The organism is Maritalea porphyrae (assembly GCF_027213965.1).
Classification (GTDB): domain Bacteria; phylum Pseudomonadota; class Alphaproteobacteria; order Rhizobiales; family Devosiaceae; genus Maritalea; species Maritalea porphyrae_A.
In genome coordinates this window covers 780,215-805,463 of sequence record NZ_JAPWGX010000003.1, presented here as the reverse complement: position 1 = coordinate 805,463, position 25,249 = coordinate 780,215, and the positions used below count along the sequence as shown (strand labels likewise).

Below are 25,249 nucleotides of genomic sequence, written 5' to 3'. Positions count from 1 at the left end.
GGTTACAATGCGGACGGCTATCCTGGGGGGGCATCGGGACACGGCACAGGCCAGTACGGTCGTGGCGGTATTGGTGGGAAGCCCACAGCAAGCGCAGGAAATGACGGCATTGTCGTTGTGATGTGGTGATCAAATGAAATTTGCGAAAATTGAAAATGATGTCGTGGTCAACATTGTTGTTGCCACCGATGAATTTGCGCAGGCAAACGGTCTCACTGAAGTGAACGACAATGTTGGAATTGGGTGGGTCATTGAAAATGGGCAGCCAGTTGAGCCAGTTATTGTTGAAACATTGGACGAAAAACGTGCGCGCGCACTCCAAATGTTGGCTGATTATGGGCAGAGCATTTTGCGCCAAGGCTACACCCATAACTTTGGCACGATTGAAGAGCCAAACTTTCAAGTGTTACAGCTACGCGCACCAACTGCTCAGAACGATGATGAAAAGAATTGGTCGTCGGCACTTGGCGCTTATACTGCTGCAGTTGTCGCAGGGCAAGGCGAGGTGATGGGGGCAACAATTCGAGTTGAAAGCAATGCGGAAATTGTATTGTCTTTCGCCGATGGCATGGGTTTGCTGATGTCCATGTTCGCATGGGCCGCAAACAACTATAAAACCACATGGCAGAAAAAAGACGCCATAAATGCCGCGTCAACTGAGGCCGAATTAGACGCTCTAATCGCAGATATTCCAAACGGCTGGTAATCCATGTCCCAATACACCAGCCATCAAGGCGCGGTGCATGTGGGCGGCATTCAATATCAGTTCAATCGTGATCTTAAATGGGCAGTTGGGCACAAGGGCGGTGAAGTCTTTGTGGTCAAAGCGGGCACGCCTTTTGACGTGTCGGTGCCTTGGTGTTTGCGATGGCTGATTAGCCCACACGATCACCGCTATCACAAGGCTGCGGCCTTACACGACGAAATGTTGAAACAAGGCTGGTCGCGGGCAACTGCGGCAGCTGAGTTCTTCAATGCGCTCAAAGCAGACGGGGTAACCGGCATAGAGCTTTGGGCAATGTTTCTTGGCGTGGTCGTTGTGACCGTTCGCTGAGCCAATTTCAATCACATTCACAGGCCGTCCTTTGGGGCGGCTTTTTTTATGCCATCAAGGAGAATGTAATGGCTATAATCTCAGGCATTGAGCACGTCCGCGATGGTGTGGACCCCGCTCTAATCGTCGGCTTGGACATGAGCATTATCGGGGTGATTGGCACCGCCGAGGGTGCTGAAGCTGCCAAGTTTCCTCTAAACGAACCCGTCTTTGTTCGCACAAGCGATAGCACCTTGCGTGCTGCCTTGGGCACAACTGGAACGCTGGTTGATGCTCTATCGGGCATTTCATCCCAGCTTGGCAGCGGTGCTGCTCGCGTCGTCGTGGTTCGGGTGGCCGAAGGTGTTGATGCGAAGGCAACCATTGCCAACATCATCGGCAACGAAGAAAACCGTACAGGTATTTGGGCTTTCCTTGATGCCGGCAAAGAACTCACCTACACGCCTCGCATTATCATTGCACCTGGTTACACTTCTCAGACCGAAAGCGGCCTGGGCGAAACAACCATTAGCGCTGCGGGCACTGACGGTACAGATGGGACGTTTGCTCTTGCCTTTACCGGTGGGACAGGTAGCGGTGCTGCGGGAACATTTACTGTAACAAGCGGCTCGGTCACCAGCGTTTTGATCACAGATCCGGGCGTCTACACAGTTGCGCCAACTCTGGATCTTTCTGCCAGTGCTGGTTTGACAAGTGCGACGGCTACAGTTGCCCTTGAACAATTGGCGAACGGTGTTTGTGCGGCTATCCCCACAGTGCTGGAACGGCTTAAAGCTGTGTTTCCCCCAGAAGGGCCAACCTCGACGCGTCAGGCTTATTTAGATTGGCTAGAAACGCTTCCTGCGAGCCATCGGATTATCCACCCATTGCGCGTTGACGCGAAGGTACTGGATAGCAGCGGCGATCCTGTCGTTAAGCCAATGTCGCCCTACATTGCGGCAGCATATGTCCGCCGCGATGGTGAAAACCGAGGTGTTCCATCTGGTTCAATCCACAACCAACCGATTTATAAAATAGTCGGGGTTACTCCTAACATCGACTTTTCATTCATGGACGGTTCAACAGAAGGCCAAGACGATCTGGCTGTTTCTGCTGGTATCGTGGTTCGTGGCGAGGCTGGTGTTGATGGTTCCGTGGGATCAACCGGCTTTACTTTCTTGGGCACCGATACGTTGGCCAGCGAAGATGAATGGCGTTTTGCCCATGTCGTGCGGATGCGCGATGCTATCGAGCTGACAAACGCTAAAATGCAGGCTCAGTATCTTGGCAAGCAAAACATCACAGTCCAAACGGTTGAAGTGCTGTTAAACAACTTGCGTTCGCTGTTTTCGCAGTTGGCGCACGATGGTCACATCTTGCCAGACTACAAGATTGCGTTTTCGCCTGATGCCAATTCACCAGCCGATCTGCGTGCGGGTACTGTTGACCTTGCATTTGCAGTCGAAGAGCCACCCGTACTTCGTAAGATCATCAACCGCTCGCGTCGTAATCCAGATGCTTTGGTTGGTCTTACACAGCGCATTTCCACTCAGCTTGGCGCTTCACAGTCGCTTTAACCCGTCACTAGGAGAATAAATCAATGTCTGGTGCAACAATTCGCCATTTGACGGCGGCTAACTTGTATATCGGAGATGACGATACGTCGCTCCACCTCATCATCAACAATGTGAAGCTGCCAAAGCTCACAGAAAAGACCAAGGATCACCAACCTGGTGGTTCACCCATGGGCGTTAAGCTCGGCATGCAGAAGCTTGAACCTCTCGACCTAACGTTCAAGTTGGAAGGTTACACGCCTGATCAGCTTTCCCATTTCTTACAGCCAAACCGCATCTGGTACACGGTTCGCGGAAACATTCGCGATATGTCCCAACAGCTCGATATTGGCGTGAAGATCTTGGTCGAAGGTCGCATGACCGAAGTTGACCGGGGAGAAATGGGCGACGACTCCATTTCCTCAGATTTCACGATTACCGAAATCTTCAAATACCAAGAGTTCTGGGGTGTTGAAGAGAAATACAACTTCGACTTTGACCAAGGCTACAACGGCATTCGGATTGACGGCAAAAATCCTTATGAAACCGTCGCCTCCAATCTAGGGTTCTAATCATGGAAAACCAGCCCCAACAAACTGAGGGCGTGGCCGATGTGGCCGCGCCTGCTGAAGAGCCGAAGGCGAAACCTGTCGCTGAACATGTTCGTAAAAACGAGCGGTGTAAAAATGTCCCGCTAGAGTGGCCAATTTCTTTCGATGGCAAAGAGTACAAGGAAATCACAATCCGTCGCGCCACTGGCATGGAGATCGCTGAATACATTGGTCATTTGGCGTCGGGTGATGCAAATGTTCAGCCACCATTTATTGATTGCCCTGCTGAAGTCTATGCAGTTTTGGACGACGAAGACCTTGTTACAATTGACGAGGAACTCAAGCCTTTTTTGTCCGAACGCTACCTGAAGGTAGTGAATTACACCCCGGAGACTTAGAGCAAATCGTCAGCCAAATAGGCCACACGTTGCATTACAGTCGTTCTGAGACGCTATCGCTCGATTGGCCAAAGATCTGCGAAATATACGGGCACGCCATCGAAATTGAGCGGGCAAAATCTAAAGAAAGAAAGCTCCTTGCTGGGGTCAAAATGAGGTAACCAATGGCTCGTACATTGCTTGGTATTCTGCAATTAAAGTTGCAGCAAAATGTTTCCTCCGAGGCCAAACAGGTCACAGGTGCGCTCAAAAAGATTGAAGCGGAGACAGCTCGGCTTGGTGCAGCCAAATGGGGTGTTGGGTTCCAACGGCAGCTGGATAAACTAAAAGTCAGCCCAGCTGAATATGCTGCCATCGTAGGTTCGTATGACCGGTTGGCTAAAGGCGTCAACGGCAAGATTTCCAAGGCCGATTTTTCGGCGTGGCGGGGTGGGGTTACTTCCCACCTTACGGCCACTCGCGCCGAATTGGATGAAACTCGCCGTCGTGCAGAAAAAATGCACGCGTCAATTATAGGTAAAAACAGCTATGCAGGCAATATCGCCAAGTCTGCCATGGTTGCATTTGGTGCATATACCCTTTGGTATGGCGCCGGTGTAGCAATGCGCGAAGGCTTTATGGCCGGCGCGGATCGTCAGCGTGAGTTCTTTCGTCAGAAAATGGCTGGCGTTCCACAGGATGAGCAGGATGCCGCGATCGCTCGTGCTCAAGAACTAACATTGAAATATCCAAGTGTTGGCCTAACGGAAATTCTTGAGATGTTTCGAACTGCCAGAAACACGATGGGGAACACTGGAGATGGCCTTGCCATTTTAGAAGATCTTGTTCGAGGACAAGTAACTCTTCAATCGTCTCAAGGTACAGACGTTGCAAGCTCGTCAATGTTGCGACTTATTCGTGGCTTGGACAACATGGGTATCAACTCTGGCGGCGAAGTTGGCATTGAAGCCATGAAAGAGATTATTGCGGGTGCTATAAGAGCAGCGCAGATTGAGGGAAGTGAGATTGATGTTGGCAGTTATTTCGATTTTGCACGGCGTTCAAAAATTGCCGGTCCAGCTTTGTCGGATGAGTTTTTAGCGACGACCGCACCTGTATTGATGCAGGATATGACATCTTCTACTGCCGGTAACGCAATCGCCATGTTCTTCAAGGCATTCATCACAGGTGCGAAAGACACTGCGTCGAAAGTCAATATTGAAGCACAGAAACGAATTGGCATTAGAGATGACAACGGGTTGGTCGACGCCCAGTTGGCAGGTGAAAATCCATACGAATGGACCAAAAAGTATCTTGTGCCGGCACTTGAGAAGTCCGGTGTGGATATGTCTAACGAACTCGCGATTTCAAAAGCAATTGCTGACCTTTCCCGAAATTCAAATGCTACGGGCCTATTGACCAGGATGGTCACACAAAGTCAGCAAATCGAAAGATTGATTGGCATGTATGGGCAAGCAATGGGCCCAGACGCGGCGGACTTAGCTCGCAACGAAGACCCTTACGTTTCTGCAAAAGGGTTTAGCACAAGTTTGCAAAACCTGGCCGCTGCGTTTGGAGAGCACGTTTACCCTGTTCTTATTCCCGGCATGAACAGCATGGCAGATGGCATCAATAGCTTTGCTCAAGCCGTGCGTGAAGCAGATGGGGCCGCAGTTGGTTTAACCGCGCTTGCAACTGGAGTCGGTGCTTTCGGAGCAATTAAAGTTGGCAAAGGCATCTTTGACAGGTTCTCTTCGCTAGGCACAGCTGGACTTTCGTTGCAGAAATCCGCGGTTGATCTGACTGGTGCGGCTGCCGCTTTGAAGGGCAGTGCTGCAGCCGGGGGGATGGGTGTTGATAACGCCGGCAATAGTGCGAAAAAAGCCGGTTGGTTGGCCGCAGGACTCGCTTATGCCAAGAAAGTTGGCGTGGCTGTCGCCCCTGCTGTTGGAGCTGAATTGCTCATCGATAGCCCAACAAGCATGGACGATTTTAAAGCCCAAGTTGCCCAACAAGCGAAAAACAAAGAAGATCTTCGAGAATTTACAAAACCGTGGCGCGAGCCGATGGAAGACTTCTTTTCAAACGCTCTAAATTGGGCGGGTTCTGGTCCGAAGGACACTTCGGTATCTGAGTTTGAGGGTCTTCGAAGCAATGGCCTGAACACGCCACTGTCTGCCGCATTGGAGCCAAACACCGATGGACAAAAACCCAGCGGTGTAGTTGGCCCGTCGAGCGAAGCCGATCCTGCAATTCTCGATCAAATCAGAACAAAGTCTAGCAGCGCCGCGCAGTCTCTTTCGAGTTTGGGACAGCCTGTTGAACTGAACATTGGCGACAGGGCTCTTGATAATATCAATCGGAAGCTGCGGGAGACTGTTGGATTGTTGGACAGGTTGGGTGGCGGTGCAAGCTCAAGCTCAAGCCGCGACCAGGTAAACTCTAGCTTTGCAGACTATGGGGTAACGCCATAATGTTGATGAAACTTGGTTCTGTCGAGTTTGATCTCAAGGTCAACCCTCAAACCCTGTCATATGATGCGGAGCACCCATTTGCTACGCACGAGGTAATGGGCACCAGCCCAATCCATGAGAACATGGGTGACGGAAACGAAAACTATGAAATCAAGGGCGTTGTTCATCCACATCATTTTGGCGGACTTGATGGGTTGAACAAACTCAAACAAGCAAGAGCGAGGGGCGTTCCGGTGCCCTTCATGCGTGGAAATCTAACCCCCAAAGGCTGGGTGTTGATCACTAAATTGAATTTCACCGAGGAAGAACTCGGAATTGGTGGGGTTGGAATGGTGATCAACTTCAATGCCACATTGGTTTCAACTGGCCGACCATCTGCCAACATGGCTCAATTTGTCTTGGGATTGTTCTTATGACCTATGAGACGATCACGGTAACAACTGAGGGCGTTACGCTGGCGGCTATCATCTGGCAGTTCTTAAAACGGCAGCCCGAAGGTTACCTCGAATTGGTGCTTGAACACAATCCAGGCGTTTCGGCGCTTGGACCTGTTCTTCCAATAGGTACAGCTGTGAAACTGCCAATTGAAGAAATACCCCAACAAACCTCAACACGAACTTTGGTTCGCCTCTGGGATTAGACAATGCTTGATTTTGACGGTCCCATCGAAACGCCTTTCGAGGTTACGGTCGGCGGCGTTAATGTCACCAGTGGCTTTCGCGCAACTACCAAGTCGATCACCGTAAACCGTGCAGCCCGAAAGGTTTCAGATACGGCAGACATCACGCTTGCAGATCCTGACGGCTCAACGTTCATGCCACCAACCGGCGCGCCCATTCAGATAATGATGGGCTTGAGCACCTTAGATATGGGCCTAGCGTTCGATGGCTTTGTCGACACGGTGCGGTCGACCGGTAGTAAGTCTGGTGGCCGCGAGATCTCGATTAAAGGCAACTCAGTCGACAATAAGTCCAAGGTCAAAGCACCCGGCATGCGGAGTGAAGACAAAAACAATTTCGAGGCTGTTGCCAAGAAGTGGGGCGGTCTTGCCGACCTAGATATTCGCGTTGCTGGCGACCTTGCTGGTGTTGAGCGTGACTTCTGGCTCATGCAAAACGAAAGCTTCATGCAGTGGGGGCACCGGATTGCCGGTGAACTCGGTGGAGCATTTAAGATCATCGGCAAGAGCGGCTACTTCGCTCCTCTAAATGAGGGCATATCAGCCACAGGGAAGCCGCTGACGGCCATTTCGGCCGCATGGGGCGTCAATCTACTGTCATGGGACGTTGCGCCCATTATAGGACGCCCACAATACGGCAAGATCGTAAGTCGGCACTATGACCTAAATCTTGCCAAATATGTGACAGTCGAGGTTGCTGTAGATGGAGCCGAAGTTGATGTTGATTTCGGCTCGATGTTCAGCGATGCCACCGAAGCCCATTCCAAGCAAACGGCCAAGGCAAAAGCCAAAGAGTCCGAGCGCGAAAAAGGCGAGGGGTCTGTGTCCGTTGTTGGAGATTATGCGGCAGAACCTGAAGCGCCGTTGGTTCTGTCCGGTGCGCGACCAGGCGTTGATGGCACCTACACAATCGATAGCCTTGTTCAAAAGGCGGACAAAAAGTCCGGTTTTGTGACTGATTTAAAGATCAAACGCCCAACGGGCGGCGCCGGCAAAGACAGCCGCGGATCTTCCGCGCCAACACCACCAGCCCGACCGGCAGGGTTGGGCGAACCGATGCTCGGCCCTTTTACACCTTTCTGACATTTGGAGCCCACCATGAAATTGACAGCAGCACACCTCAAGGCAATCGCCTTGGGGCCAACAGACGTGTCCAACATTAACTCGATTGTGGATTCGGTCAACAAGTACGGCCCCAAGTTCGGCATGCTTGCGCCACACCGTTTGGCTCAATTCATTGCTCAACTTGGCGGTGAAAGCGCAGGCTTCCGGTACGACCGCGAAATCTGGGGGCCGACAAAGCAACAGCGCAAGTATGACACTCGGACAGATCTGGGCAACTCGCCAGAACGTGATGGTGACGGCAAAAAGTACAAAGGGCATGGCCCTATTCAAGTCACTGGTCGCTACAACACTGAGGCGTTTTTCAAATGGTGTAAGGCGCAGGGCTACAATCCACCAAGTTTTGTAGATAATCCAGAGTTTATTAATACGGACCCTTGGGAGGGGCTTAGCGCAATATGGTATTGGGAAACCCGCAACCTCAACAAGTGGGCCGACCAGAACGACATCGAGACTGTTCGCAAGCGCGTGAATGGTGGTCTGAACGGGTTTGACCTGGTTCTCACATACTACACTCGCGCGGGCCTTGTTCTGCTCGGTCGCAATATCGGCAAGGGCTCAAAGGCATTTGAGAATGCAGTTCGCAAGTTCCAAGAGCACGCCAAGGCCGATGGCAGCTACAAGGGCGAGATTGATGGCGACGATGGTCCCAAGACACGCGCGGCGTTGCACGCGGCTCTGGTGAAGCTCGGGAAGGCCACGCAGACACAACTCAGCCCTGTGGTTGAAGAAAAGACGGTTGAAAAGAAAGTGGCCGTTTCCCCAAAAGATGTTGAGAAGCCCAAGAAAGATATCTTCACGATTTTCATCACCGGCATTCTGGCAGCGTTCAATACATTCTCTGGTCTTGATTGGCGCGTGCAAATGGCGATTTTCGCGTTCATGGCGATTGGTTTCATCCTATTGCTCACTGGCCGGTTGAACCTTGCGAAAAGTGCGAAGCAAATTCGTTTAGCCATTGAAGGTGGACCATGATTGCCAAGCTGAAACTATACGCAGCTATGGCAGGAGCGTTTGTCGTGGCCTTGGTCGCTGTTTGGTTGAAGGGGCGCTCCGAAGGGAGCTCAATCGAACGCGCCAAGGCTGCGGCAAAGCAGATCAAAGACGCCAAAACCGTTCAACAAAAACGCACCCAATCTGAGCGAATGAGCAAGGATGAGGCCAATAAGGAGTTCGGAAGATGGACGCCAAGAAAGTAATTGTTTTGCTCGGCCTAATCTTTGTCCTTTCGGGCTGTTCAAGCACTGGCGGCGGGCTGTGTTCCATGGGCCCGTTTATACCCGACATAGGCGCGGGCGAACGCTGGACGCTAAATGAAAAACGCAAACTTATCGCTCGCAACAATGCGGGCGTTGAAGTCTGTGGTTGGGAGCGCCCAGCATGAACCATCATCATTTGGCTGATCTAGCCACAGGCGGCATCATAAGTGCTGTACTTTTAGTTTTACTTTTGGCGGACCCTCCTATTGCGGGGATCTGGTTACTCGTTTCGTTGGCCTATTCGTCACACAAGAAGAAAAAGGGGCCAAGGAAATGAAAGGTTGGTTGACGTGGCCGAACATATTGCGTGCGGTTTCGACCATCGCTCTGATTGTCGTGTTCGCAATTGATTATGGGTTTGATGGGTTCGCTAAACCCTTCCCAAAGGAAGCATATGCGGGACTAATCGCGATTGCTCTTGGTGTTGACGTACCCGCCCTGCGCGGGATTGTTCTTCGCTTGCTTGGCGGCGGTAAGGATGGCGGAAAATGATTAGGAGCGCAGTGTCAGCAGTGCTGTCTAGCGTGATCAGCATGACCGCAGTATTCATACTAATGCTCGTGGGTTTTGACGCTGGTTGGCGCCAATACAGTGCGATGGTGCCAGCGGAAGATTGGTTGTCGATCGGTGATATCCATGTCAGCGATTCCTATGAAGGTGTTTGCCCGTCTATGACGGTCGATCGTGATATCCGACAGGACTTCTTTGCCAATTGGCGAGTTGAGGCTGAAAGGAAGGTTGGTGCACTATATGTGTTTCGCCGGATTGCCAATGGGTCAAATTCCTATTCAACCGATGCTGTTCTACCCCCCAATTTAGATCTTGGATGGTGGACCCTTGATGTGTTCTGCAACAAGGATGGTAAAATCATGTTGCCGAGCGGTGTTTATCGCATTAACACGACATGGATAATCGAACCTGCCCATTTTCCGCCCAAGCGGGTGTCTATCAATTCAAACGACTTCACCGTTTACTAATGCCTCCCTCCAAAATTCAGCTCGCCCCCACCTTAACCGGTGGGGGCTCTTTTTTGCGTTCTGGGCCAGGGAAAATGACAATTAACAGGCCGTCGATGTCCACGTAAAAGAGACCTTGCCCCAGTCTGCAAAGAAGTTCGCGTTAGAACTCACGTGGCAACTACGACCGACTTGTTTTCCAAAACCAAAACCAATGGTAGTGCCAGTTTTGCGGTGGTGGTAGTAAGGTGATATCGACCAATGCACTGCACCGTGGTCCTTGCGAGACGCGCTTTCCATGAGATTCCAGTTCATCGTTTTCCCATTGGTCTTATTGATGACAAAGCAACTACCTATGTACGTCGTTTCACAGTGATTAAATGGCCCACAATCCCATTTGTATGTCCAGCTGGAAAACCGCAGCTCAAGGTCTTTCGGTTTACTCAGATCAATTGATTTGCGTAGTAGGTCTTCATCAAAAATTTCCGTTTCAATTGCACATTCAGGAACTTCGATGATTTCGCTGGATCGAGGTTCTAGCAAGCTCATTTGGTTGGCCAGTCTTTCAACCTTTTCCTCCAAATCTAAAAATCTCTGTGATTGTATATCAGTCTTTTTTCCCATGTTTTTTCTCCCTTAAGTATCAGTATCAGCGTAGCACAGCTCCACACATGTTCAAGACGACCAGAATTCAAGAGACTTGTTGAGTTGAAAAATAAGAGGCTGTCGCCTGCGAGTGCGCCAGCTGATCGTAAGAACTCAACTGCGTTCAATCGCTTACGACCCAAGGGTCAAGACCTCTAAGACTGCGTTGCTCGTTTACAAACTGCAAACACACCCCGCGCACAATTGCATCATGAAATATATAAAACGCACCCTCTGACCAACGAGACGTGTTCGTCTTGTAATAATAGTCAACAGCCTCCGACATCATTACCGAGTTGATCTCTAGATCTTTGACACATTTTGATACACCGACCGCCACTGCCTTTTCACCCTCTTCGTTGCTCCATACCTTCAAAGTACGATCATAAATGCCCATTACATAGCCCTGTTGAACCAAAGGATGCGCCCCTTTCCATCGCGCATATGAGTTTAGGAAATCTGCTGATGCTTGATGAGGAAACAGTACAATTATTGCTGCCAAAAAGGCCTTCTTCAGTATAGCAAACACGAAGTATTCCTTTCATAAGAATTTCTTTATTACGCTGCTGATCAACCATCCCGCTGAGCCATGTGAGATGCAATAGTTGATTTTAAAAACTTATCCAATTCATGCCTGACAGCTGGGTCTGTCGCAAGCATTTGCTCGACGATCAATCGCTGGTTGTTGAGAGTGTTGTAGAAAGCCCTTCGGAGATCGTCTAGCCCGCTTTTCATGTCAATTGAGCGACCACTGCCTTTAACTACCTGCCCTTTGTAGTGACCACCCCAACGACCATTCCAATCCCATGTGCCTACATGCGTGCCTTGGCTGTTTCTGCGAATTGAGCCAATTAGCGCCGGACCAAGATAAACTTGAAAATGATAGGGGTCGCCATATGGGCCCGGATCGCGGCGATAATACCAAATGTGCTGCGCCTCTTTTGCCATTATGCTTCATAAATCTTAGGGTCAAATTTGAAGGCAATCGACTGCAGTATGTCTTGCTTGCGTCGCAAGGTTGTCGCCTCGCCATATTTGGGACGGTCAAATTCGTGACCCATCAAATCTGTTTCTTCTCGATCGGTCACACCAAACTCCCTAATTCTCTCGCTGAAACTGTGGCGCAGTGAGTAGAGCGTTATTCCTTTTTCTGGGTAGAGGTTGTTTCGTCTGAAATATCGCCCAATCGCCGTCGTGGCAGAATCGGATTTGTCGCGATATTCGGGGAATCCATCTGGAAACTTGCGCATTGCATAAAGTGCACAGCCAACGAGCGGTATCTTACGAATTGAGGCGTCGGATTTATAGCGCCTGTCGTCTCGATCCGCGACAACGATATGAGGGTACTCGTCATCCAATGCAATGCAGCTGCTATCTAGGTTGCAAATTTCAGTCGGCCGCAGGCCCGTCTCAATCATTGTGAGTACAATAGCCCGTCGAGGCATTTGCAGTGTCTTGAGTGTTGCTGGGGCTAGAAGCCGATCTTGGATGTATTCTTTAGGGAAGGCGTGTCGCACGCCCATCTTATTGGCATTGGTCTGCTTTATTCTCAGTTTCCCCCAAACACTCCAATAATCTGTTTGCAGTGCGTTATCGACCGGCGTGATCATCCCCCGAATATCGCCAATAGATCTGTTCGCAGTGTGAGCGGTCAACCCTTCGTCGCGGATCTTAGTCTCCCACCACTTTTTGAATGCGAGTGTGTCCTCGCGTGTGATAGCGCTCAATGGCTTGTCGCCAAGCACGGATATGAAATAATCGATCGCACGGCGTCGAGCGACCAAGTGCCTTTTTATTTGGCCCTCTGACATTCCTTCCAAGCCATCGCTGTTATACTGGACATACAAATCTGCCAGCTGACTAAACATGTGCACAGGCTTCTCAACAGCACCCAGAATCGCTTTGGCGGTTTTTGGCTGTGAGATGTGCATATGAGCATCTGAGACGCGAGACAACAGATCCTCAAGGTCGCCATTGGCGATTTGTCTGGTTGTCCGATAACCGTAACCAGCAAGTCTCGCACGCCTGATGCCGTCTTCGTACTCCTGCTGGGCCGTTTCAGCATGCCCCTCGGACAGAAGATGCCACTTCTTTTCCAATTCCTCATGGACTATGGCCGCGCGCTCTATGGCCACCGGCATGTCTTTTGTCTTGAGGCTTATGAGGTTCCTGTCTGGCAATCCATGAATCATTAAATTCTTGGGTGTTCGTCGATAGTACACAAGAACCCCGGATTTTCCCCGAGGTTTGATAAATTTTCTAAATGTCATTCCCAGCCCGAAATGTAAAAGTGCATCAAAAGTGCATCAAAAAGTGCATCACTTTTGGATCGCTGTCAAACGGGAAAAATCCCAAAGGTGTTAGGAAACCCCTGTAAATGCAGGAAATCTATGGGATAATAAAAAAAGGCTCCGCATTTCTGCGAAGCCTTTTGGTGCAGTTCGTGGTGCGCCCTACGGGACTCGAACCCGTGTTTCCGCCGTGAAAGGGCAGCGTCCTAGACCACTAGACGAAGGGCGCTTGCGAACTGTGTGGACCGTATATTGGGCCAGAACGAAAGACGCAAGAGGCAATTTCATTTTTTTTGTTTTTTTTCAAAAAAATGCGGATTTTGGGTCCTAACCAGTGGAAAAAACTCAACAACCTTTAAATTGCACCGGGTGCTTGTAGCCGCGTGGCCGTCCACGAATGTCGACGTGAACAAATTTCCGACCCGGATAACAACCCAGTCCGCCAACTTCGCCTGTTTTTTTCAAAAATGCGATTAACTTTGATTTTGAAACCCCAGGAATAAAGATGTCGGCGGCCATGCATTTCTGGTGATATGAGCCCCAAGCCCCGCCCACTTTCCAGTTATGGAACGGATTTCGATAGCCCGAAGACACAACAGGAGCACGTTTGAAGTGCATTTCGGCCTTCCACAACACAAACCGCAACTTAGGCAACAAACAAAAAGTTTGAATTTTGGAGTGCTCCACATAGAGCCCATATTTCTTCTGGTAGTTTGTGCCGCCTTTGAAGCCACCAAGAGAGGCGCAACCTGCCAATACAGTCACACTCAGCAAAAGGGCAATGAACACACGCATCTAGGACTCGCAAATTTCAAAATGGAAAACGAGCCGTTAAGATAGCCCGGCGATGCCTAATCGCCGGTCAAGAAGCATGGTTAAGATTTTACTGTTTTTGGAAACGCACCGATTACCATTCACCAATATTCGGCATGGAAACCCATGGTTCTTTTGGCGCCAAATCGCCTTCTTGTAAAAGCTCAATTGAAATATTGTCTGGCGAACGAACAAAGGCCATGTGCCCATCGCGCGGCGGCCGGTTGATGGTGTAGCCCATATCCATGAGGTGCTGACAAGTTGCATAGATATCGCTAACACGATAGGCGAGGTGGCCAAAGTTGCGCCCGCCATCATAACCCTCTTCGCCCCAATTGTAGGTCAATTCAATTTCACTTTTTTCGTCACCTTCAGGTGCCAAGAAGATAAGCGTAAATTTGCCTTTTTCGTTTTCGAAGCGCCGTGTTTCTTTCAACCCTAGGCCCTCACAATAGAACCTTAGGCTTTCTTCAACGTTCGAGATTCGCACCATCGTATGCAGATATTTCATCGTGATTCCTTTGTATGAACTTGTTTTTACGTTTCGGACAATTGCGTATTGCCAAAAAATCGCACTTTGTGAATGTGAATAACTCGCATGTCGTTATCTATTTGAAGTGGCAATGTTTTTGCTGCTCTAAGCGGGTCATTATGTTGGTAGGTAATTATAATGGTTAATGAATTCTAATTATTTACTTAACAAAGCCGTCTGAATCGGACAAACTTAGAACTTAGTAAGGTGTACCCTGTTTGTGGTGGGACAGGAGAGACAAGAGGGACATGGCGATTATGGGGGCCAAATATATAGCCGAAGTTGATGGTGATACAGAGTACGAGGGCCAAGAGCCATCGGCTGGTAGCAGCGCCAATGAACTAGCCAATGACCCGACTGTGGATGTTATTGAAATTGCTGGGTCGATAAAGTGGTTTGATGTCGCAAAAGGCTTTGGCTTTATTGTGCCAGACAACGGCATGCCTGACGTATTGGTACATGTGACCTGTTTGCGCCGTGACGGCTTTAAAACGGCTTATGAAGGCTCGCGGATCGTTGTAGAGGCATTAGACCGCCCCGGTGGTCTGCAGGCCTTTAGAATCCTTTCTATGGATGATTCAACTGCCAAGCACCCAGCGCAAATGGATCCAGCAAAGACACACGTTGTCGTGGAGCCAACTTCAAAGCTAGAGCGCTTGCAGGTTAAATGGTTTAACCGGCTGCGTGGCTTTGGCTTCCTTTCTGCTGGTGAAGGTCATCCAGACATTTTCATCCATATGGAGACATTGCGCCGTTTTGGTCTTGCTGAGCTTCGCCCCGGTCAATTTGTCTTGGCGCGCTACGGCGATGGCCCAAAGGGCCTAATGGTTGCGGAGATTCGTCCTGATGGATGGGGCGACGCGCCGTCATCCCACTAGACCTATGCTCAACGCAAAACGACGACTAGCGCGCGCCATGTGCGCTCTTTTTCTTTTTTTAGGCCTTTCAGCCTGCAGTGCCAATGAGCATGAGCTGACATTAACCAGCGATACTGGCGCCCATCATTTTCAAATTGAAATCGCTGACGATGATTCTGAGCGCGCAAAAGGCTTGATGTACCGAACAGAGCTGGGCCCTGACGCTGGCATGTTATTCGATTTTTATGAAGAACGACCAGTTTCCTTTTGGATGCGCAACACACTAATCCCGCTTGATATGATCTTCGTGAAAGCAAATGGCAGGATCGTCAATATTCACGTCAATGCAAAACCACACGACCCGACGCCAATTCCGTCAGCCGCACCTGTGCGATTTGTCTTTGAAATTGCAGGCGGGCGAGCCGCGCAGATTGGCTTGAAAGCCGGGGATATGATGACCCATTCCCGGGTGACGACTACACCGTAATCCAGCGATCATTTCTCCGAATTTGCGAATGTTCTACTGCTGACGAGGTAGGATCGCCCCAAGATCTATTTTGACGAGGAATATACGAGCCAAGAAAGGTAAGAATTTCCCAGTTTTCACAATCAACCATCACTGAGAATCACTATAACGCGTCCATTGGCCCAAGAGCGTTGTGATTTCAGGCTCCAATTGGTTCTAAATTCAGCAAAACCTCAAGCCTGTTTGTTGCAATAAAATCTCGTGAGCCAATTTCAACTGGCGGTTGCAGTTTTAGCATATTCCACGGCCGCCGAATCGGTGGCCATCAGGGTTTCCAAGATTGAGAAATAGCGGGCTGCGACGACCATGTTGCCGATTTCCATCTTTTGTATGAAACGCGATTTGTGGACATCCACCGTCCGTGGGCTGATATTTAGTCTTTCTCCAATTTGAACAGCTGTCAGGCCTTCGATGACCTGCTCAAACACCTGAAACTCACGGGTGGTGACACGTTCAAGCCGTCTTGCGAAATGTAAAAGCTCAATGACCTCGGGAACAGGACTTGTTCTTTCCCGCCTCAGGGCAGATGAGTTGTCATTTAGCCATTCCAACAGCGTTGAAAACTTTTCGCTTTTGCTGTGGGCGTTTACCGTTACGCCAAAATCTAATTCATTCATTACTATTCCTAAAATGGACAATAATTTTTTTACTACGCTTCATTATGCGCATGAAAATACACAAAATCACCACCCCCAAATAGGGGGGGCACTCAAATAATACCCAACCGCACAGCTGTTACGACGGTGTGCAATTTGTTGCAACATGCTAGTTTTCGCTGGGCATTCTGCAGGTATGATTTTACGGAGTGATCAGAGATGCCTAATATCCGACTGGTTTCCCAAACCGACTTACCCTCAGCTGCCCACTTTAAAGCTTCACTTTCTCGAGGTGAAAGCGTTATTTCCGGCAGTTTTAGCCTGCGAATATTCAAGGCTTTTTCGTTGAATTGGTGCGCGAACAGCATGATATGAGGCAAGACCTCTTGCCGCATTTTAATCCAGTCTCCATCGCTAACATCTGCATTAAACGACAAAGCGCACATCTCGCCATTTGGCCCATGGATTGGTATGGCAAGGCCCTGTCGCCCCAAGCCATGCTCAACGGACTCGCCAAAGAATGTTTTGAGCGGGGTGGAGTCGTACTTGGCGGTTTCCCAATCAAATGGGATTCTGGCCGACGAAGCGGTTTTAAGGATTGGATCTTGAATGTGATAGCTTTGGCTGAAGTATCTTTCCAACCAAGCAGGCGAGTACGTAGTTATGGCATCAAAGGCGAGGCGAGGCGAAGATTTGCCGGGGTTCAAAATGCCATAGGCAATGTGCTTGCCACCAAATTCGGACGCCTTTTTGCTTAGCTGATCGATTGCTTCATCACGTGTTGCGAATTCTACGTCTTCCGCTAAATATTGGTCCACCGATAAGCTGGTCATAGATCACACAAAATCTTCAATTCTTGAAATATATCAACTCCAACGATAGTGAAAAAAACAGTGCCGTCGAGTTATTTTTTACAATTGTGTTAATTAGCAAAGCAAAGCTGCAAATTCAACTACACATTGTGTATCACTTTGGCGAAATTCTTGCCATTCGCTCTGAAATACTGGTGACTTGTTGAAGGTTTGCCTATTGCTCCGAATCATCAGGGCGATGCCCGGGCGGCATCCAAGCCCTATCTACTGCGCCTTTGTGGCCATCTGTTGAGCCAACCATTGCCCGGTCCATTTCATCCCGCACCTCAATTGCTTTCTTGATGTATTCGTCATTTTCGTGCGGTGGAATATCCGGGTTGTGCAATTCGGCGAGTTGGCGAATCCCCCAAAGGTCAAGTTCTACAAATGCTGAAGCAATTTTTTCGGCCTCATATGGGTGAATGCCCAAGCCTTCTAATGCGGAACGCCCGGCGCGGACAGAACTGTCAAATGTTTCTCGGATCATATCGTTGGCGCCAGCATAGTACATGTCATACACCGAGTTGCGGTCTCTCGCGCGCGCTACGATGTGTATGTCTGGTCGCACCTGGCGGGCGTGGCGCACAATCTCAAGGGCTCGTGCTTCATCGTCGATCGCAACGACAATCATCTTGGCTTCGTGCAATCCTGCGGCGTGCAGCAGATCTGGACGGGACGCATCGCCGAAAAATGTCTTTACGCCAAAACGACCAACGCGGTCGACAGCCTCTGCACTCAAATCAAGAACGACGGTCTTGAACCCATTGCCCAACAACATGCGATTGACGATTTGCCCAAAACGTCCCGTACCCGCAATGATGACGGTACCTTGTTCGGTGATTTCATCCTCTTTGCGCTGTTGTTCGTTCGTCAGTTTTGGCAGAAGCAAGCGCTCGTAGGCTATGAACAAAGCTGGGGTAAGGAGCATTGAAAGCGCCACCACCAGAAGGAGAAGTTGAGATAATTCGTTTGAGATAACGCCATTTTGCAGGGTGAAAGAAAGCAAAACGAACCCGAATTCACCTGCTTGCGCCAGCCCCAACGTGAACAACCATTTGTCTGCGCCCTTGAGTTTAAAAATGATGGCCAAACAATAGAGCACCAAGGCCTTGATCGACATCAGCCCAACAGTAAGCCCCACAACGATGGCAAACTGGTCGAAGAGGTAACCAAAATTGATTCCTGCACCCACGGTGATGAAAAATAGACCCAACAATAGTCCCTTAAATGGGTCTATGTCGCTCTCAAGCTCGTGGCGGAATTCTGAGTTTGCCAGCACGACACCAGCCAAAAAAGTACCAAGGGCAGGGGAAAGGCCAACCAATGTCATTAACAAGGCAATGCCCACCACCAAAAGCAAAGCTGCAGCGGTGAAGACTTCGCGCAATTTTGCACCGGCAATAAAACGGAATAGCGGGCGCGACAAATAATGGCCGCCAACCACCACGGCGACAATGGCCAAAACAGTGACGCCTGCAACTTGCCAGCCCGCCAACCCTTCAACCAAGCTCATTTCTGCGCCATGGCCACCAGAACTTGCACCGTGATCGTCGTGCAGATGGTCAAGGTACTCTTGAATTGCCAAAAGCGGGATTAGCGCCAACATGGGGATGACGGCTATGTCTTGGAACAAAAGAACGGAAAAACTCGACTGACCGCCGTCACTCTTCATCAAGCCTTTTTCGTTCAGCGTTTGCAGAACAATAGCAGTAGAAGAAAGGGCAAAGACCAAACCAACGGCAATCGCGCTTTGCCATGGCACGCCCAAAAGGTAGGCGATTGTGCCAATAATTAAGGTGGTTGCCCCAACTTGCAGTCCACCCAAACCAAGCAAACGGTTGCGCATATCCCAAAGGGCCCTGGGTTCAAGCTCCAACCCCACGAGGAACAACATCATCACAACACCAAATTCGGCAAAATGTTGAATATCTTGAGTTTCTGAGCCAACCAATCCTGTTATGGGTCCAATGACAATCCCAGCAATCAAATAGCCAAGCACTGAACCTAAGCCCAGTCGCTTGGCAATGGGAACTGCAATCACGGCGGCGCAAAGATAGATGAAGCCCTGAAAAAGCAGTCCGGTCATTTCTTTTCCCCCACAACAGATGATATGTTTTCAGCCGTCAATATGGGCAGCTGCTTGGCGCTCTCAAAGTCGAATTCATCGTCCCTCAATGCTTCGAGCAATCGTTGATATTGTGTGGTGTGCTGGGCAAGCCTGCCGTCATTTCGTGCGCGCAAGGAGGCGAACAAGGTGAATGGCGACACATATCGCATCGAACAAAGATTTGCCGTCTGCTGAAGGGGAGACAAGAAAGATGGCAGCTCAAAATTGTTATAGCCTTGCGGGGCATAGGCGGTTTGTGGGCCACCGACCGAAACGACCGGGAGTAGGCATTTGCCGGCCAATGCCGTGCCACCTTCGCCATAGGCAAACCCATACTCAAGCACAAGGTCTTGCCATTCTTTCAGCAAAGAAGGCGTAGAGTACCACATTAGGGGGAATTGAAATATGATGACGTCGTGCGCCAACAATTGTTCTTGTTCTTTATCGATATTAATTTTGAAGCGCGGGTAACGCGCATATAAGTCAACAAAGGTGACGCCTTCAACCTCTTGGGCGACTTTCGCCAAATCCGTGTTGGCGTTTGAATGGCGTGGTGCTGGATGTGCGTGAAGCACAAGAATCGATTTCATAGTCATCCCCAATATCCAACAAACACTATGGGTTTGGCGCTGACAATGAAAGGCAGAACTGCCTGATTGCTAGGCAGCTCTAATGGTTTCGTTATTTAGCAGGACGCAAGCGGTCAAACCCGCGTTCGCGACTTGTAACGACGCTTAGCCGCCGACAAGTGGCGCAAAATGCGAACCTAAGTAGTAGGGCCAGACAATCAATCCAAGTAAGCCTTTAAAAAAACCTAGTTTCAAATAGCCGACAGTGAATAACCACCCAATAAACCACAGCATGCCTGTGCCACTGTGCTGGGTTATGTTGATCTTGCGTTCCATGTTGCCTCCAGGGTTCTACCGTACTCTTTGCCTATCAGTAGTATGTTCAATGAAATTAGGTATTGATTGGTGTCAATTCAATGAATGTTCTGCTGTTTGATCTAAAGAGTTCTTCATTTCGCGTATTTCATACTCCAAATAATTTCCAATTTACAAATTCACTTTTCCGAATAAAGGTAATTTGCGTCACAAATGGCGCTATATGCGGCAATAGCCGTAATCGGGGAGCGTATAATGAAAAAAACTGTTTTAGGGGCGGTGGCCCTTGCGACACTGGTGCTGGCATCACCTGTCGTCGCGCAAGAACTGACACAATGGGACCAGGTTGAAGGTTGGGACATTATGGTTGATCCATCCCTTGGAAACGGTTGTCTTATTCAAGCGGCATATGAAGATGGTTCAATTGTGCGGATCGGTTTCGACCGCAATAATGAATCAGCCTACGTAACGGCCTTCAATGAAAGCTGGGGCGAGATTGTTGAAGGTGAAACCTACGTCGTAGGATTTACACTGGACGACGAACCCTATGAGGGCGAAGCAAAAGGCATTTACCTGGGCGGCGTTCCGGGGGCAGATATCGCGTTTACCAATGAGGATTTTCTATTTGATATTGCTAAGAAATACACCATGACGTTGTACAATGGCGACGAGCAGGTCATGGCGATTGACTTGGCCGGTTCCTACGCTGCACTTGAAGCGGCTGTTGAATGCCAAGGCGCGCAGTAAACTCTATTCGTTGATTCTGCTAAATGCTGATCGAAATAGACCTGCTGGGCAAATCCGCTCAGCAGGTTTTTGTTCGGTTCAAATGTCTTTGATGACTTTAATGAGGAATAGCAAAACGACAGCGCCGATTGTGGCATTGATGATGCCGCCAATAATTCCGCCGCCAATGGCGATGCCCAAAGAAGGCAACAAAATTCCTGCGACAAAAGCCCCAACAATCCCTACGACCATATTGCCGATAAGGCCAAATCCAAATCCTTTGACAATTTTGCCTGCTAGCCAGCCTGCAACAGCTCCAACAAACAAGAATGCAATTAAACTACCAATGCCCATCATTTTACCCTTTCGCCTAATATACCAAGTGCAAATGGGGAATGTTCCGTGAAAAACAAGGGCGTAGATTTTTGCGGTGGGGTCGTCATGGTGATCCCGGCAGGACTCGAACCTGCAACCTGCTGATTAGAAGTCAGCTGCTCTATCCAGTTGAGCTACGGGACCAATAGGTGGCGCTAAGCCAATTGACTAGCGAAATGATGTTAAACTCAGATGTCTAACGAAAGTGCAAAAAGCTGGTTAGTGTGTCCAAGGAGCCCGGCGGTCGCTTTTGAAATTATCAGAATAAGCAACTTTCTTCGGGGTCGCATCGTGTGGTTGCTGCACCACATACTCGATGTTCTTACGTTGGGCGTAGCTTTCAGCCGCTTCCAAAGAGTCAAAAGTGAGTTTCACTTGTGAATTCATGTCTGTGGAAGAGGTGTAACCCATAAGCGGATCAATGGATCTGGCAACTTCGGGTTCAAAAACAAGCACCCAATGCTTGGTTTTGCCGCGGCCAGATTGCATGGCGTTCTTTGCTGGACGAAAGATTTTAGCGGTCATGATCCTACCCAATCATTGTTCCGTTGTGGTGATGGTCGGAGTAGCAAGATTCGAACTTGCGACCCCTGGTACCCAAAACCAGTGCTCTACCAGGCTGAGCTATACTCCGACATTCTCACAACGGATGTGATCACCGGACTGCGATGTACACATTCTTGTGGCATACTGCAAGTCATGTTATCTGCTCATTCTAAGAATAATGCACTTTTTTGTCTGGAATATGAGTTGCCAAAATCCAAAATCAACGCGAATGCAGCTCAAAAACCCTTGTCGTCTGCGGGTTTTAGCCCAAAATGGGTCGGTGTAAGTTTTTTTCTATTCCTCGCCGTTTTTTTGCTGACAATTCTTTGGGATAGAACAACCACTGAGCAATTGACCAATTGGCCAGAGAGAGAACGTGCGTTTTTTGCAGTTTTGGCCCGCGTTGGGGAATCAGATTGGATGCTTATTCCAACCTTGACCCTTTGGGTATTGGCGCAAATCATTGGCCGTTTTCCTCTGGGATACACCCTGCGATGGTTTGTGCGCGGAACTGGAGCAATGAGTGGATTCATTTTTCTAGCTGTTGGCCTGCCCGGCGCACTGTCCGCCATATTGAAAGTCGCCATCGGCAGAGCACGGCCAATTCTAATGGATGAAGTTGGAATTCTGCATTTCACACCCTTTGCTGGGGACTGGCGTTTCGCTGGCTTTCCATCTGGTCATGCTACAACCGCCTTTGCATTCGCATGGGCGCTATACTTTTTGTTTGGTGCACGGATTGCAATTGTCTTTGTGGGAGCCTTTTTGTTGGCCCTTGCTCGCATTGTCGACAGCGCACACTATTTGTCCGACGTATTTGTTGGCACAGGTTTGGGTACAATTGGCGCGTTTTGGGTGCGGGAACAATTTGGCAAACGGGGCCTATTGTTCAGTGCAAAAGTCAAAGGGCGAAAGAATCGAATGCTAACGCCCTTTAAGAGATTGCTTCGTAAGCGCAAACATGCGCGATCGACAGCTTAAAGATCTGCCGCCAATTTGTAGCGCTCAAATCCATCGGCCAAGTCTGATTTTAGGTCGTCAAAATCCTCCAAGCCAACATGCACTCTAAACAGATTGCCTTTTTCCAACCATTTGGTCGCGGATCGTTGGTTTTTGATCGTAACGGGCAATATGAGGCTCTCAAAACCGCCCCAAGAATAGCCCATGCCGAACAGCCGCAAGTGATTCAAAAGTTCAGAAACTGCATTTTGTGGCGCTGGGAGCAGCGAAAAGCCAAAAAGTGAGCCCGAACCAGTGAAATCACGCATAAAAACATCGTGATCAGGATGTTGGGGCAGGGCCGGGTGAAAGACCTTCTCGACGATTGGATTTGCCTCAAGCCACTGTGCCAATTCCAGAGCCCGTCTCTCGTGTTCTTTCATGCGGATGGCAAGCGTGCGCAAGCCCCGCGCCACCAAAAAACTGTCTTCGGGGGAAACGCACACTCCTAGTGCTGTATAAGTCGCTTTGACCTTGTCCGCCCATTTCTCATTTGCTGAGATGGTGCCAAACAAAACATCTGAGTGCCCAACAAACATTTTGGTGCCCGCGTGAATAACGATGTCCGCGCCCATCTCCAATGGTTTGTAATAGAGTGGCGTCGCCCAGCTATTATCATCAATGATCGCAATATCCCGATCTCCGCGCGCTTCAACAATGGCGGGCAAATCTTGAACTTCAAAAGTGAGGGATCCTGGCGATTCGGTGTGAATTGCTTTTGTATTGGCGCGGATCAGTGTGCTGATTCTATTGCCGATTCGCGGATCGTAGTACTCAACATCAACATTGTTGGCACGCAACACCGTTTCGCAAAAGTGACGCGTTGGTTCATATGAACTATCACTAATAAGCACATGGTCGCCAGCGTGTGCCACTGCGAGCAATGTTGTACTGATTGCGCTAAGGCCCGAAGGCGTTAGCAATGTATCGTGCGCGCACTCGAGTTGAGTAATGACGTCCTTTACCGCATCGTTGGTGGGGTTGCCGTGGCGCCCATATTTGTAGGCACTTTTGCCCGCCAAAAGGTCTTCATGAGAATCAAATAAGACTGTCGAGCCACGCACAACAGGTGTGTTGACGAATCCATTTTGGTCACTTGGGTTTCGTCCCAAGTGTGTGAGCACCGTTTCGGGGCCAAATGATGAATTAGAATATTCAGCATTACTCATAAGTTTTTCCATCATCAAAAAAATTTTCCTAAATACCCATGAATGGGGTCAACTTCACTATAGCGCAGGATTTATGTAACTAAAGGCCTTGACCCGGGACCAAAAACCCTTTTCCATTGGTAACTGCTTTGTAGGACAAAAGTTCCTTCATTGCATGTGGTGTCTCAACTTCGGAGGGGAGTGCACCACAAATCAAAAAAAGGGTTAGGAAACAAAAGGCAACGTTATGAAGAAACAACTCGTAACAATCGCTCTTGGAGCAGTGCTGGGTCTATCAGCTTCTGCTGCTTTTGCGGACACACTTGCAGACGTACAGGCTAAAGGCTACTTGCAGTGCGGTGTATCACCAAGCACTCCAGGCTTTGCAGCACCAGACGCGAACAACGAATGGGCTGGCTTGGATGTAGACTTCTGTCGCGCTATGGCTGCGGCGATCTTTGATGATCCAAAAGCTGTTCGCTTTACGCCATTGACATCTAAAGAGCGTTTCACAGCGCTTTCTTCAGGTGAAATTGACGTTCTTTCACGTACAACAACATGGACAATGAGCCGTGATACCAACCTTGGTATCGATTTTGCGGGTACAATGTTCTATGACGGCCAAGGCTTCATGGTTCGTAAAGATCTCGGTGTAGCTTCGGCAACTGAGCTTTCAGGTGCTGCTATCTGTATTGAAGCAGGTACAACAACTGAATTGAACGCTGCTGATTACTTCTCTTCAACTGGCATGGAATACAACGCTGTTGTGTTCGAAGACCAAGACGAAGTTGTAAAAGCATATGATGATGGCCGTTGTGACGTGTTCACAACTGACTCATCAGCTTTGGCTGCAGAGCGTTTGTCACTTGCAAATCCTGATGAGAACATGATTCTTCCAGAAATCATTTCTAAAGAGCCTTTGGGCCCATCAGTACGTCAAGGTGACGACCTTTGGTTCAACATCACACGTTGGGTTTACTTCGCACTCCTAGAGTCTGAAGAACTCGGCATCTCACAAGCAAACGTTGACGATATGCTCGGTTCAGATAACCCAGGTGTTCGTCGTGTGCTTGGCGTTGAAGGTGACTTTGGTACAGCAATCGGTCTTTCAACAGACTGGGCTTACAAAATCATCAAACATGTTGGTAACTACAACGACATCTACGAGCGTCATGTTGGTGCAAGTACACCAGTTGGCATCGCACGCGCAGGTTCAGTTAATGATCTCTGGACACGTGGCGGCTTGATGTACGCTCCACCAATTCGCTAGTCGAATTTGTGATTTGCGGCTCGGCGCCTATGGTGCCGAGCCGTATTTTAAGGGGGAGGGCAATTTGCCCGCCAACTCT

General features: G+C 49.4%; 33 protein-coding genes and 3 tRNA genes. 19 read left to right on the top strand and 17 right to left on the bottom strand.

Translation table 11 applies throughout. The features are described from left to right. Positions 1 to 133 precede the first annotated feature (133 nt). The 14 genes from O4H47_RS12825 (at position 134) to O4H47_RS12760 (ending at position 10,025) form a co-directional block, all read left to right on the top strand. The gene (locus tag O4H47_RS12825) at positions 134 to 706 is read left to right on the top strand and encodes a hypothetical protein (RefSeq protein ID WP_269394369.1); all 573 of its coding nucleotides are present in this window, start codon (positions 134 to 136) and stop codon (positions 704 to 706) included. 3 nt (positions 707 to 709) lie between these two features. Continuing rightward, positions 710 to 1,054 (top strand): DUF1353 domain-containing protein, encoded by a 345-nt coding sequence (locus O4H47_RS12820; protein WP_269394368.1) that lies wholly within the window; start codon positions 710 to 712, stop codon positions 1,052 to 1,054. Positions 1,055 to 1,122: 68 nt separating this feature from the next. Further along, complete coding sequence (locus O4H47_RS12815; protein ID WP_269394367.1) at positions 1,123 to 2,610, top strand: phage tail protein; 1,488 nt, start codon at positions 1,123 to 1,125, stop codon at positions 2,608 to 2,610. A gap of 23 nt (positions 2,611 to 2,633) precedes the next feature. Continuing rightward, complete coding sequence (locus O4H47_RS12810; protein WP_269394366.1) at positions 2,634 to 3,158, top strand: phage major tail tube protein; 525 nt, start codon at positions 2,634 to 2,636, stop codon at positions 3,156 to 3,158. A 2-nt stretch (positions 3,159 to 3,160) separates the two neighbouring features. Continuing rightward, positions 3,161 to 3,535: a hypothetical protein gene (locus O4H47_RS12805; protein ID WP_269394365.1), complete on the top strand. Its 375-nt coding sequence runs from the start codon at positions 3,161 to 3,163 to the stop codon at positions 3,533 to 3,535. 164 nt (positions 3,536 to 3,699) lie between these two features. After that, positions 3,700 to 5,988 (top strand): hypothetical protein, encoded by a 2,289-nt coding sequence (locus O4H47_RS12800; RefSeq protein ID WP_269394364.1) that lies wholly within the window; start codon positions 3,700 to 3,702, stop codon positions 5,986 to 5,988. Continuing rightward, the gene (locus tag O4H47_RS12795) at positions 5,988 to 6,404 is read left to right on the top strand and encodes a phage tail protein (RefSeq protein WP_269394363.1); all 417 of its coding nucleotides are present in this window, start codon (positions 5,988 to 5,990) and stop codon (positions 6,402 to 6,404) included. The genes O4H47_RS12800 and O4H47_RS12795 overlap by 1 nt, the downstream gene beginning before the upstream one ends. After that, positions 6,401 to 6,628, top strand: coding sequence for a tail protein X (locus O4H47_RS12790; RefSeq protein ID WP_269394362.1), 228 nt, complete (start codon positions 6,401 to 6,403; stop codon positions 6,626 to 6,628). The genes O4H47_RS12795 and O4H47_RS12790 overlap by 4 nt, the downstream gene beginning before the upstream one ends. Before the next feature lie 3 nt (positions 6,629 to 6,631). Continuing rightward, the gene (locus O4H47_RS12785) at positions 6,632 to 7,750 is read left to right on the top strand and encodes a phage late control D family protein (protein WP_269394361.1); all 1,119 of its coding nucleotides are present in this window, start codon (positions 6,632 to 6,634) and stop codon (positions 7,748 to 7,750) included. A 15-nt stretch (positions 7,751 to 7,765) separates the two neighbouring features. Beyond that, positions 7,766 to 8,764, top strand: coding sequence for a glycoside hydrolase family 19 protein (locus O4H47_RS12780; RefSeq protein ID WP_269394360.1), 999 nt, complete (start codon positions 7,766 to 7,768; stop codon positions 8,762 to 8,764). Then, a complete protein-coding gene (locus tag O4H47_RS12775; RefSeq protein WP_269394359.1) occupies positions 8,761 to 8,988 on the top strand; it encodes a hypothetical protein in 228 nt (75 codons plus the stop codon). Before O4H47_RS12780 ends, O4H47_RS12775 begins: the two co-directional genes overlap by 4 nt. Further along, a complete protein-coding gene (locus O4H47_RS12770) occupies positions 8,970 to 9,173 on the top strand; it encodes a lipoprotein (protein WP_269394358.1) in 204 nt (67 codons plus the stop codon). The genes O4H47_RS12775 and O4H47_RS12770 overlap by 19 nt, the downstream gene beginning before the upstream one ends. A 148-nt stretch (positions 9,174 to 9,321) precedes the next feature. Continuing rightward, positions 9,322 to 9,540, top strand: a complete 219-nt coding sequence (locus tag O4H47_RS12765; protein WP_269394357.1) for a hypothetical protein — start codon at positions 9,322 to 9,324, stop codon at positions 9,538 to 9,540. Further along, positions 9,537 to 10,025: a hypothetical protein gene (locus O4H47_RS12760; RefSeq protein ID WP_269394356.1), complete on the top strand. Its 489-nt coding sequence runs from the start codon at positions 9,537 to 9,539 to the stop codon at positions 10,023 to 10,025. Before O4H47_RS12765 ends, O4H47_RS12760 begins: the two co-directional genes overlap by 4 nt. 81 nt (positions 10,026 to 10,106) lie before the next feature. Here the strand turns inward: O4H47_RS12760 and O4H47_RS12755 are convergent, their stop codons facing one another. The 7 genes from O4H47_RS12755 to O4H47_RS12725 form a co-directional block, all read right to left on the bottom strand. Next, the gene (locus O4H47_RS12755) at positions 10,107 to 10,628 is read right to left on the bottom strand and encodes a hypothetical protein (RefSeq protein WP_269394355.1); all 522 of its coding nucleotides are present in this window, start codon (positions 10,626 to 10,628) and stop codon (positions 10,107 to 10,109) included. A gap of 145 nt (positions 10,629 to 10,773) precedes the next feature. Then, on the bottom strand, positions 10,774 to 11,178 hold the full coding sequence (locus O4H47_RS12750) for a hypothetical protein (RefSeq protein ID WP_269394354.1): 405 nt from the start codon (positions 11,176 to 11,178) through the stop codon (positions 10,774 to 10,776). Positions 11,179 to 11,219: 41 nt separating this feature from the next. Beyond that, the gene (locus O4H47_RS12745; RefSeq protein ID WP_269394353.1) at positions 11,220 to 11,597 is read right to left on the bottom strand and encodes a hypothetical protein; all 378 of its coding nucleotides are present in this window, start codon (positions 11,595 to 11,597) and stop codon (positions 11,220 to 11,222) included. Further along, positions 11,597 to 12,790: a tyrosine-type recombinase/integrase gene (locus tag O4H47_RS12740; RefSeq protein WP_269394352.1), complete on the bottom strand. Its 1,194-nt coding sequence runs from the start codon at positions 12,788 to 12,790 to the stop codon at positions 11,597 to 11,599. The genes O4H47_RS12745 and O4H47_RS12740 overlap by 1 nt, the downstream gene beginning before the upstream one ends. Before the next feature lie 303 nt (positions 12,791 to 13,093). Then, positions 13,094 to 13,169, bottom strand: a tRNA-Glu gene (locus tag O4H47_RS12735). Between the two features lie 116 nt (positions 13,170 to 13,285). Further along, positions 13,286 to 13,735, bottom strand: coding sequence for a YcbK family protein (locus tag O4H47_RS12730; protein WP_269394351.1), 450 nt, complete (start codon positions 13,733 to 13,735; stop codon positions 13,286 to 13,288). 112 nt (positions 13,736 to 13,847) lie between these two features. After that, positions 13,848 to 14,264, bottom strand: a complete 417-nt coding sequence (locus tag O4H47_RS12725; RefSeq protein WP_269394350.1) for a VOC family protein — start codon at positions 14,262 to 14,264, stop codon at positions 13,848 to 13,850. 269 nt (positions 14,265 to 14,533) lie between these two features. On the opposite strand from O4H47_RS12725, the gene O4H47_RS12720 reads away from it, so the two are divergent. Together O4H47_RS12720 and O4H47_RS12715 are read left to right on the top strand one after the other, a co-directional pair. Then, positions 14,534 to 15,163, top strand: coding sequence for a cold-shock protein (locus O4H47_RS12720; protein ID WP_269394349.1), 630 nt, complete (start codon positions 14,534 to 14,536; stop codon positions 15,161 to 15,163). A 37-nt stretch (positions 15,164 to 15,200) separates the two neighbouring features. Beyond that, positions 15,201 to 15,629, top strand: coding sequence for a DUF192 domain-containing protein (locus tag O4H47_RS12715; RefSeq protein ID WP_269394348.1), 429 nt, complete (start codon positions 15,201 to 15,203; stop codon positions 15,627 to 15,629). A 251-nt stretch (positions 15,630 to 15,880) separates the two neighbouring features. Here O4H47_RS12715 and O4H47_RS12710 read toward each other — a convergent pair whose 3' ends face one another. The 5 genes from O4H47_RS12710 to O4H47_RS12690 form a co-directional block, all read right to left on the bottom strand. Next, on the bottom strand, positions 15,881 to 16,285 hold the full coding sequence (locus O4H47_RS12710) for a LuxR C-terminal-related transcriptional regulator (protein ID WP_269394347.1): 405 nt from the start codon (positions 16,283 to 16,285) through the stop codon (positions 15,881 to 15,883). A gap of 92 nt (positions 16,286 to 16,377) precedes the next feature. After that, positions 16,378 to 17,097, bottom strand: coding sequence for a helix-turn-helix transcriptional regulator (locus O4H47_RS12705; RefSeq protein ID WP_269394346.1), 720 nt, complete (start codon positions 17,095 to 17,097; stop codon positions 16,378 to 16,380). A 193-nt stretch (positions 17,098 to 17,290) separates the two neighbouring features. Continuing rightward, positions 17,291 to 19,201 (bottom strand): monovalent cation:proton antiporter-2 (CPA2) family protein, encoded by a 1,911-nt coding sequence (locus O4H47_RS12700; protein WP_269394345.1) that lies wholly within the window; start codon positions 19,199 to 19,201, stop codon positions 17,291 to 17,293. After that, positions 19,198 to 19,812 carry an NAD(P)H-dependent oxidoreductase gene (locus O4H47_RS12695; protein ID WP_269394344.1) on the bottom strand — a complete coding sequence of 205 codons (615 nt, stop codon included), beginning with the start codon at positions 19,810 to 19,812 and terminating at the stop codon, positions 19,198 to 19,200. Before O4H47_RS12695 ends, O4H47_RS12700 begins: the two co-directional genes overlap by 4 nt. Before the next feature lie 144 nt (positions 19,813 to 19,956). Then, positions 19,957 to 20,127, bottom strand: coding sequence for a hypothetical protein (locus tag O4H47_RS12690; protein WP_269394343.1), 171 nt, complete (start codon positions 20,125 to 20,127; stop codon positions 19,957 to 19,959). Between the two features lie 234 nt (positions 20,128 to 20,361). On the opposite strand from O4H47_RS12690, the gene O4H47_RS12685 reads away from it, so the two are divergent. Further along, on the top strand, positions 20,362 to 20,853 hold the full coding sequence (locus tag O4H47_RS12685; protein ID WP_269394342.1) for a hypothetical protein: 492 nt from the start codon (positions 20,362 to 20,364) through the stop codon (positions 20,851 to 20,853). Between the two features lie 78 nt (positions 20,854 to 20,931). On the opposite strand, the gene O4H47_RS12680 is transcribed toward O4H47_RS12685, so the two are convergent. The 4 genes from O4H47_RS12680 to O4H47_RS12665 form a co-directional block, all read right to left on the bottom strand. After that, positions 20,932 to 21,186 (bottom strand): GlsB/YeaQ/YmgE family stress response membrane protein, encoded by a 255-nt coding sequence (locus O4H47_RS12680; protein WP_269394396.1) that lies wholly within the window; start codon positions 21,184 to 21,186, stop codon positions 20,932 to 20,934. A gap of 88 nt (positions 21,187 to 21,274) precedes the next feature. Beyond that, positions 21,275 to 21,351, bottom strand: a tRNA-Arg gene (locus O4H47_RS12675). Positions 21,352 to 21,426: 75 nt separating this feature from the next. After that, a complete protein-coding gene (locus tag O4H47_RS12670; protein WP_269394341.1) occupies positions 21,427 to 21,732 on the bottom strand; it encodes an ETC complex I subunit in 306 nt (101 codons plus the stop codon). A gap of 32 nt (positions 21,733 to 21,764) precedes the next feature. After that, positions 21,765 to 21,841 (bottom strand) — tRNA-Pro (locus O4H47_RS12665). Positions 21,842 to 21,957: 116 nt separating this feature from the next. On the opposite strand from O4H47_RS12665, the gene O4H47_RS12660 reads away from it, so the two are divergent. Then, the gene (locus tag O4H47_RS12660) at positions 21,958 to 22,734 is read left to right on the top strand and encodes a phosphatase PAP2 family protein (protein WP_269394340.1); all 777 of its coding nucleotides are present in this window, start codon (positions 21,958 to 21,960) and stop codon (positions 22,732 to 22,734) included. Here O4H47_RS12660 and metC read toward each other — a convergent pair. Continuing rightward, on the bottom strand, positions 22,731 to 23,921 hold the full coding sequence (gene metC / locus O4H47_RS12655; protein WP_269394339.1) for a cystathionine beta-lyase: 1,191 nt from the start codon (positions 23,919 to 23,921) through the stop codon (positions 22,731 to 22,733). The two genes, O4H47_RS12660 and metC, sit on opposite strands and share 4 nt — an antisense overlap. A gap of 226 nt (positions 23,922 to 24,147) precedes the next feature. On the opposite strand from metC, the gene O4H47_RS12650 reads away from it, so the two are divergent. Continuing rightward, complete coding sequence (locus O4H47_RS12650; RefSeq protein WP_269394338.1) at positions 24,148 to 25,170, top strand: amino acid ABC transporter substrate-binding protein; 1,023 nt, start codon at positions 24,148 to 24,150, stop codon at positions 25,168 to 25,170. The last annotated feature ends 79 nt before the right edge of the window (positions 25,171 to 25,249 follow it).

Excerpts from the sequence above, each read along its gene's own strand:
- O4H47_RS12690 (WP_269394343.1), bottom strand. The coding sequence starts at position 20,127 with ATGGAACGCAAGATCAACATAACCCAGCACAGTGGCACAGGCATGCTG.
- O4H47_RS12820 (WP_269394368.1), top strand. The coding sequence starts at position 710 with ATGTCCCAATACACCAGCCATCAAGGCGCGGTGCATGTGGGCGGCATT.
- O4H47_RS12725 (WP_269394350.1), bottom strand. The coding sequence starts at position 14,264 with ATGAAATATCTGCATACGATGGTGCGAATCTCGAACGTTGAAGAAAGC.
- O4H47_RS12800 (WP_269394364.1), top strand. The coding sequence starts at position 3,700 with ATGGCTCGTACATTGCTTGGTATTCTGCAATTAAAGTTGCAGCAAAAT.
- O4H47_RS12710 (WP_269394347.1), bottom strand. The coding sequence starts at position 16,285 with ATGAATGAATTAGATTTTGGCGTAACGGTAAACGCCCACAGCAAAAGC.
- O4H47_RS12810 (WP_269394366.1), top strand. The coding sequence starts at position 2,634 with ATGTCTGGTGCAACAATTCGCCATTTGACGGCGGCTAACTTGTATATC.
- O4H47_RS12765 (WP_269394357.1), top strand. The coding sequence starts at position 9,322 with ATGAAAGGTTGGTTGACGTGGCCGAACATATTGCGTGCGGTTTCGACC.
- O4H47_RS12715 (WP_269394348.1), top strand. The coding sequence starts at position 15,201 with ATGTGCGCTCTTTTTCTTTTTTTAGGCCTTTCAGCCTGCAGTGCCAAT.
- O4H47_RS12785 (WP_269394361.1), top strand. The coding sequence starts at position 6,632 with ATGCTTGATTTTGACGGTCCCATCGAAACGCCTTTCGAGGTTACGGTC.
- O4H47_RS12745 (WP_269394353.1), bottom strand. The coding sequence starts at position 11,597 with ATGGCAAAAGAGGCGCAGCACATTTGGTATTATCGCCGCGATCCGGGC.
- O4H47_RS12825 (WP_269394369.1), top strand. The coding sequence starts at position 134 with ATGAAATTTGCGAAAATTGAAAATGATGTCGTGGTCAACATTGTTGTT.
- O4H47_RS12730 (WP_269394351.1), bottom strand. The coding sequence starts at position 13,735 with ATGCGTGTGTTCATTGCCCTTTTGCTGAGTGTGACTGTATTGGCAGGT.
- O4H47_RS12705 (WP_269394346.1), bottom strand. The coding sequence starts at position 17,097 with ATGACCAGCTTATCGGTGGACCAATATTTAGCGGAAGACGTAGAATTC.
- O4H47_RS12815 (WP_269394367.1), top strand. The coding sequence starts at position 1,123 with ATGGCTATAATCTCAGGCATTGAGCACGTCCGCGATGGTGTGGACCCC.
- O4H47_RS12790 (WP_269394362.1), top strand. The coding sequence starts at position 6,401 with ATGACCTATGAGACGATCACGGTAACAACTGAGGGCGTTACGCTGGCG.
- O4H47_RS12770 (WP_269394358.1), top strand. The coding sequence starts at position 8,970 with ATGGACGCCAAGAAAGTAATTGTTTTGCTCGGCCTAATCTTTGTCCTT.
- O4H47_RS12700 (WP_269394345.1), bottom strand. The coding sequence starts at position 19,201 with ATGACCGGACTGCTTTTTCAGGGCTTCATCTATCTTTGCGCCGCCGTG.
- O4H47_RS12780 (WP_269394360.1), top strand. The coding sequence starts at position 7,766 with ATGAAATTGACAGCAGCACACCTCAAGGCAATCGCCTTGGGGCCAACA.
- O4H47_RS12775 (WP_269394359.1), top strand. The coding sequence starts at position 8,761 with ATGATTGCCAAGCTGAAACTATACGCAGCTATGGCAGGAGCGTTTGTC.
- O4H47_RS12650 (WP_269394338.1), top strand. The coding sequence starts at position 24,148 with ATGAAGAAACAACTCGTAACAATCGCTCTTGGAGCAGTGCTGGGTCTA.
- metC (WP_269394339.1), bottom strand. The coding sequence starts at position 23,921 with ATGAGTAATGCTGAATATTCTAATTCATCATTTGGCCCCGAAACGGTG.
- O4H47_RS12805 (WP_269394365.1), top strand. The coding sequence starts at position 3,161 with ATGGAAAACCAGCCCCAACAAACTGAGGGCGTGGCCGATGTGGCCGCG.
- O4H47_RS12680 (WP_269394396.1), bottom strand. The coding sequence starts at position 21,186 with ATGGGCATTGGTAGTTTAATTGCATTCTTGTTTGTTGGAGCTGTTGCA.
- O4H47_RS12695 (WP_269394344.1), bottom strand. The coding sequence starts at position 19,812 with ATGAAATCGATTCTTGTGCTTCACGCACATCCAGCACCACGCCATTCA.
- O4H47_RS12685 (WP_269394342.1), top strand. The coding sequence starts at position 20,362 with ATGAAAAAAACTGTTTTAGGGGCGGTGGCCCTTGCGACACTGGTGCTG.
- O4H47_RS12670 (WP_269394341.1), bottom strand. The coding sequence starts at position 21,732 with ATGACCGCTAAAATCTTTCGTCCAGCAAAGAACGCCATGCAATCTGGC.
- O4H47_RS12795 (WP_269394363.1), top strand. The coding sequence starts at position 5,988 with ATGTTGATGAAACTTGGTTCTGTCGAGTTTGATCTCAAGGTCAACCCT.
- O4H47_RS12720 (WP_269394349.1), top strand. The coding sequence starts at position 14,534 with ATGGCGATTATGGGGGCCAAATATATAGCCGAAGTTGATGGTGATACA.
- O4H47_RS12740 (WP_269394352.1), bottom strand. The coding sequence starts at position 12,790 with ATGCCGGTGGCCATAGAGCGCGCGGCCATAGTCCATGAGGAATTGGAA.
- O4H47_RS12755 (WP_269394355.1), bottom strand. The coding sequence starts at position 10,628 with ATGGGAAAAAAGACTGATATACAATCACAGAGATTTTTAGATTTGGAG.
- O4H47_RS12760 (WP_269394356.1), top strand. The coding sequence starts at position 9,537 with ATGATTAGGAGCGCAGTGTCAGCAGTGCTGTCTAGCGTGATCAGCATG.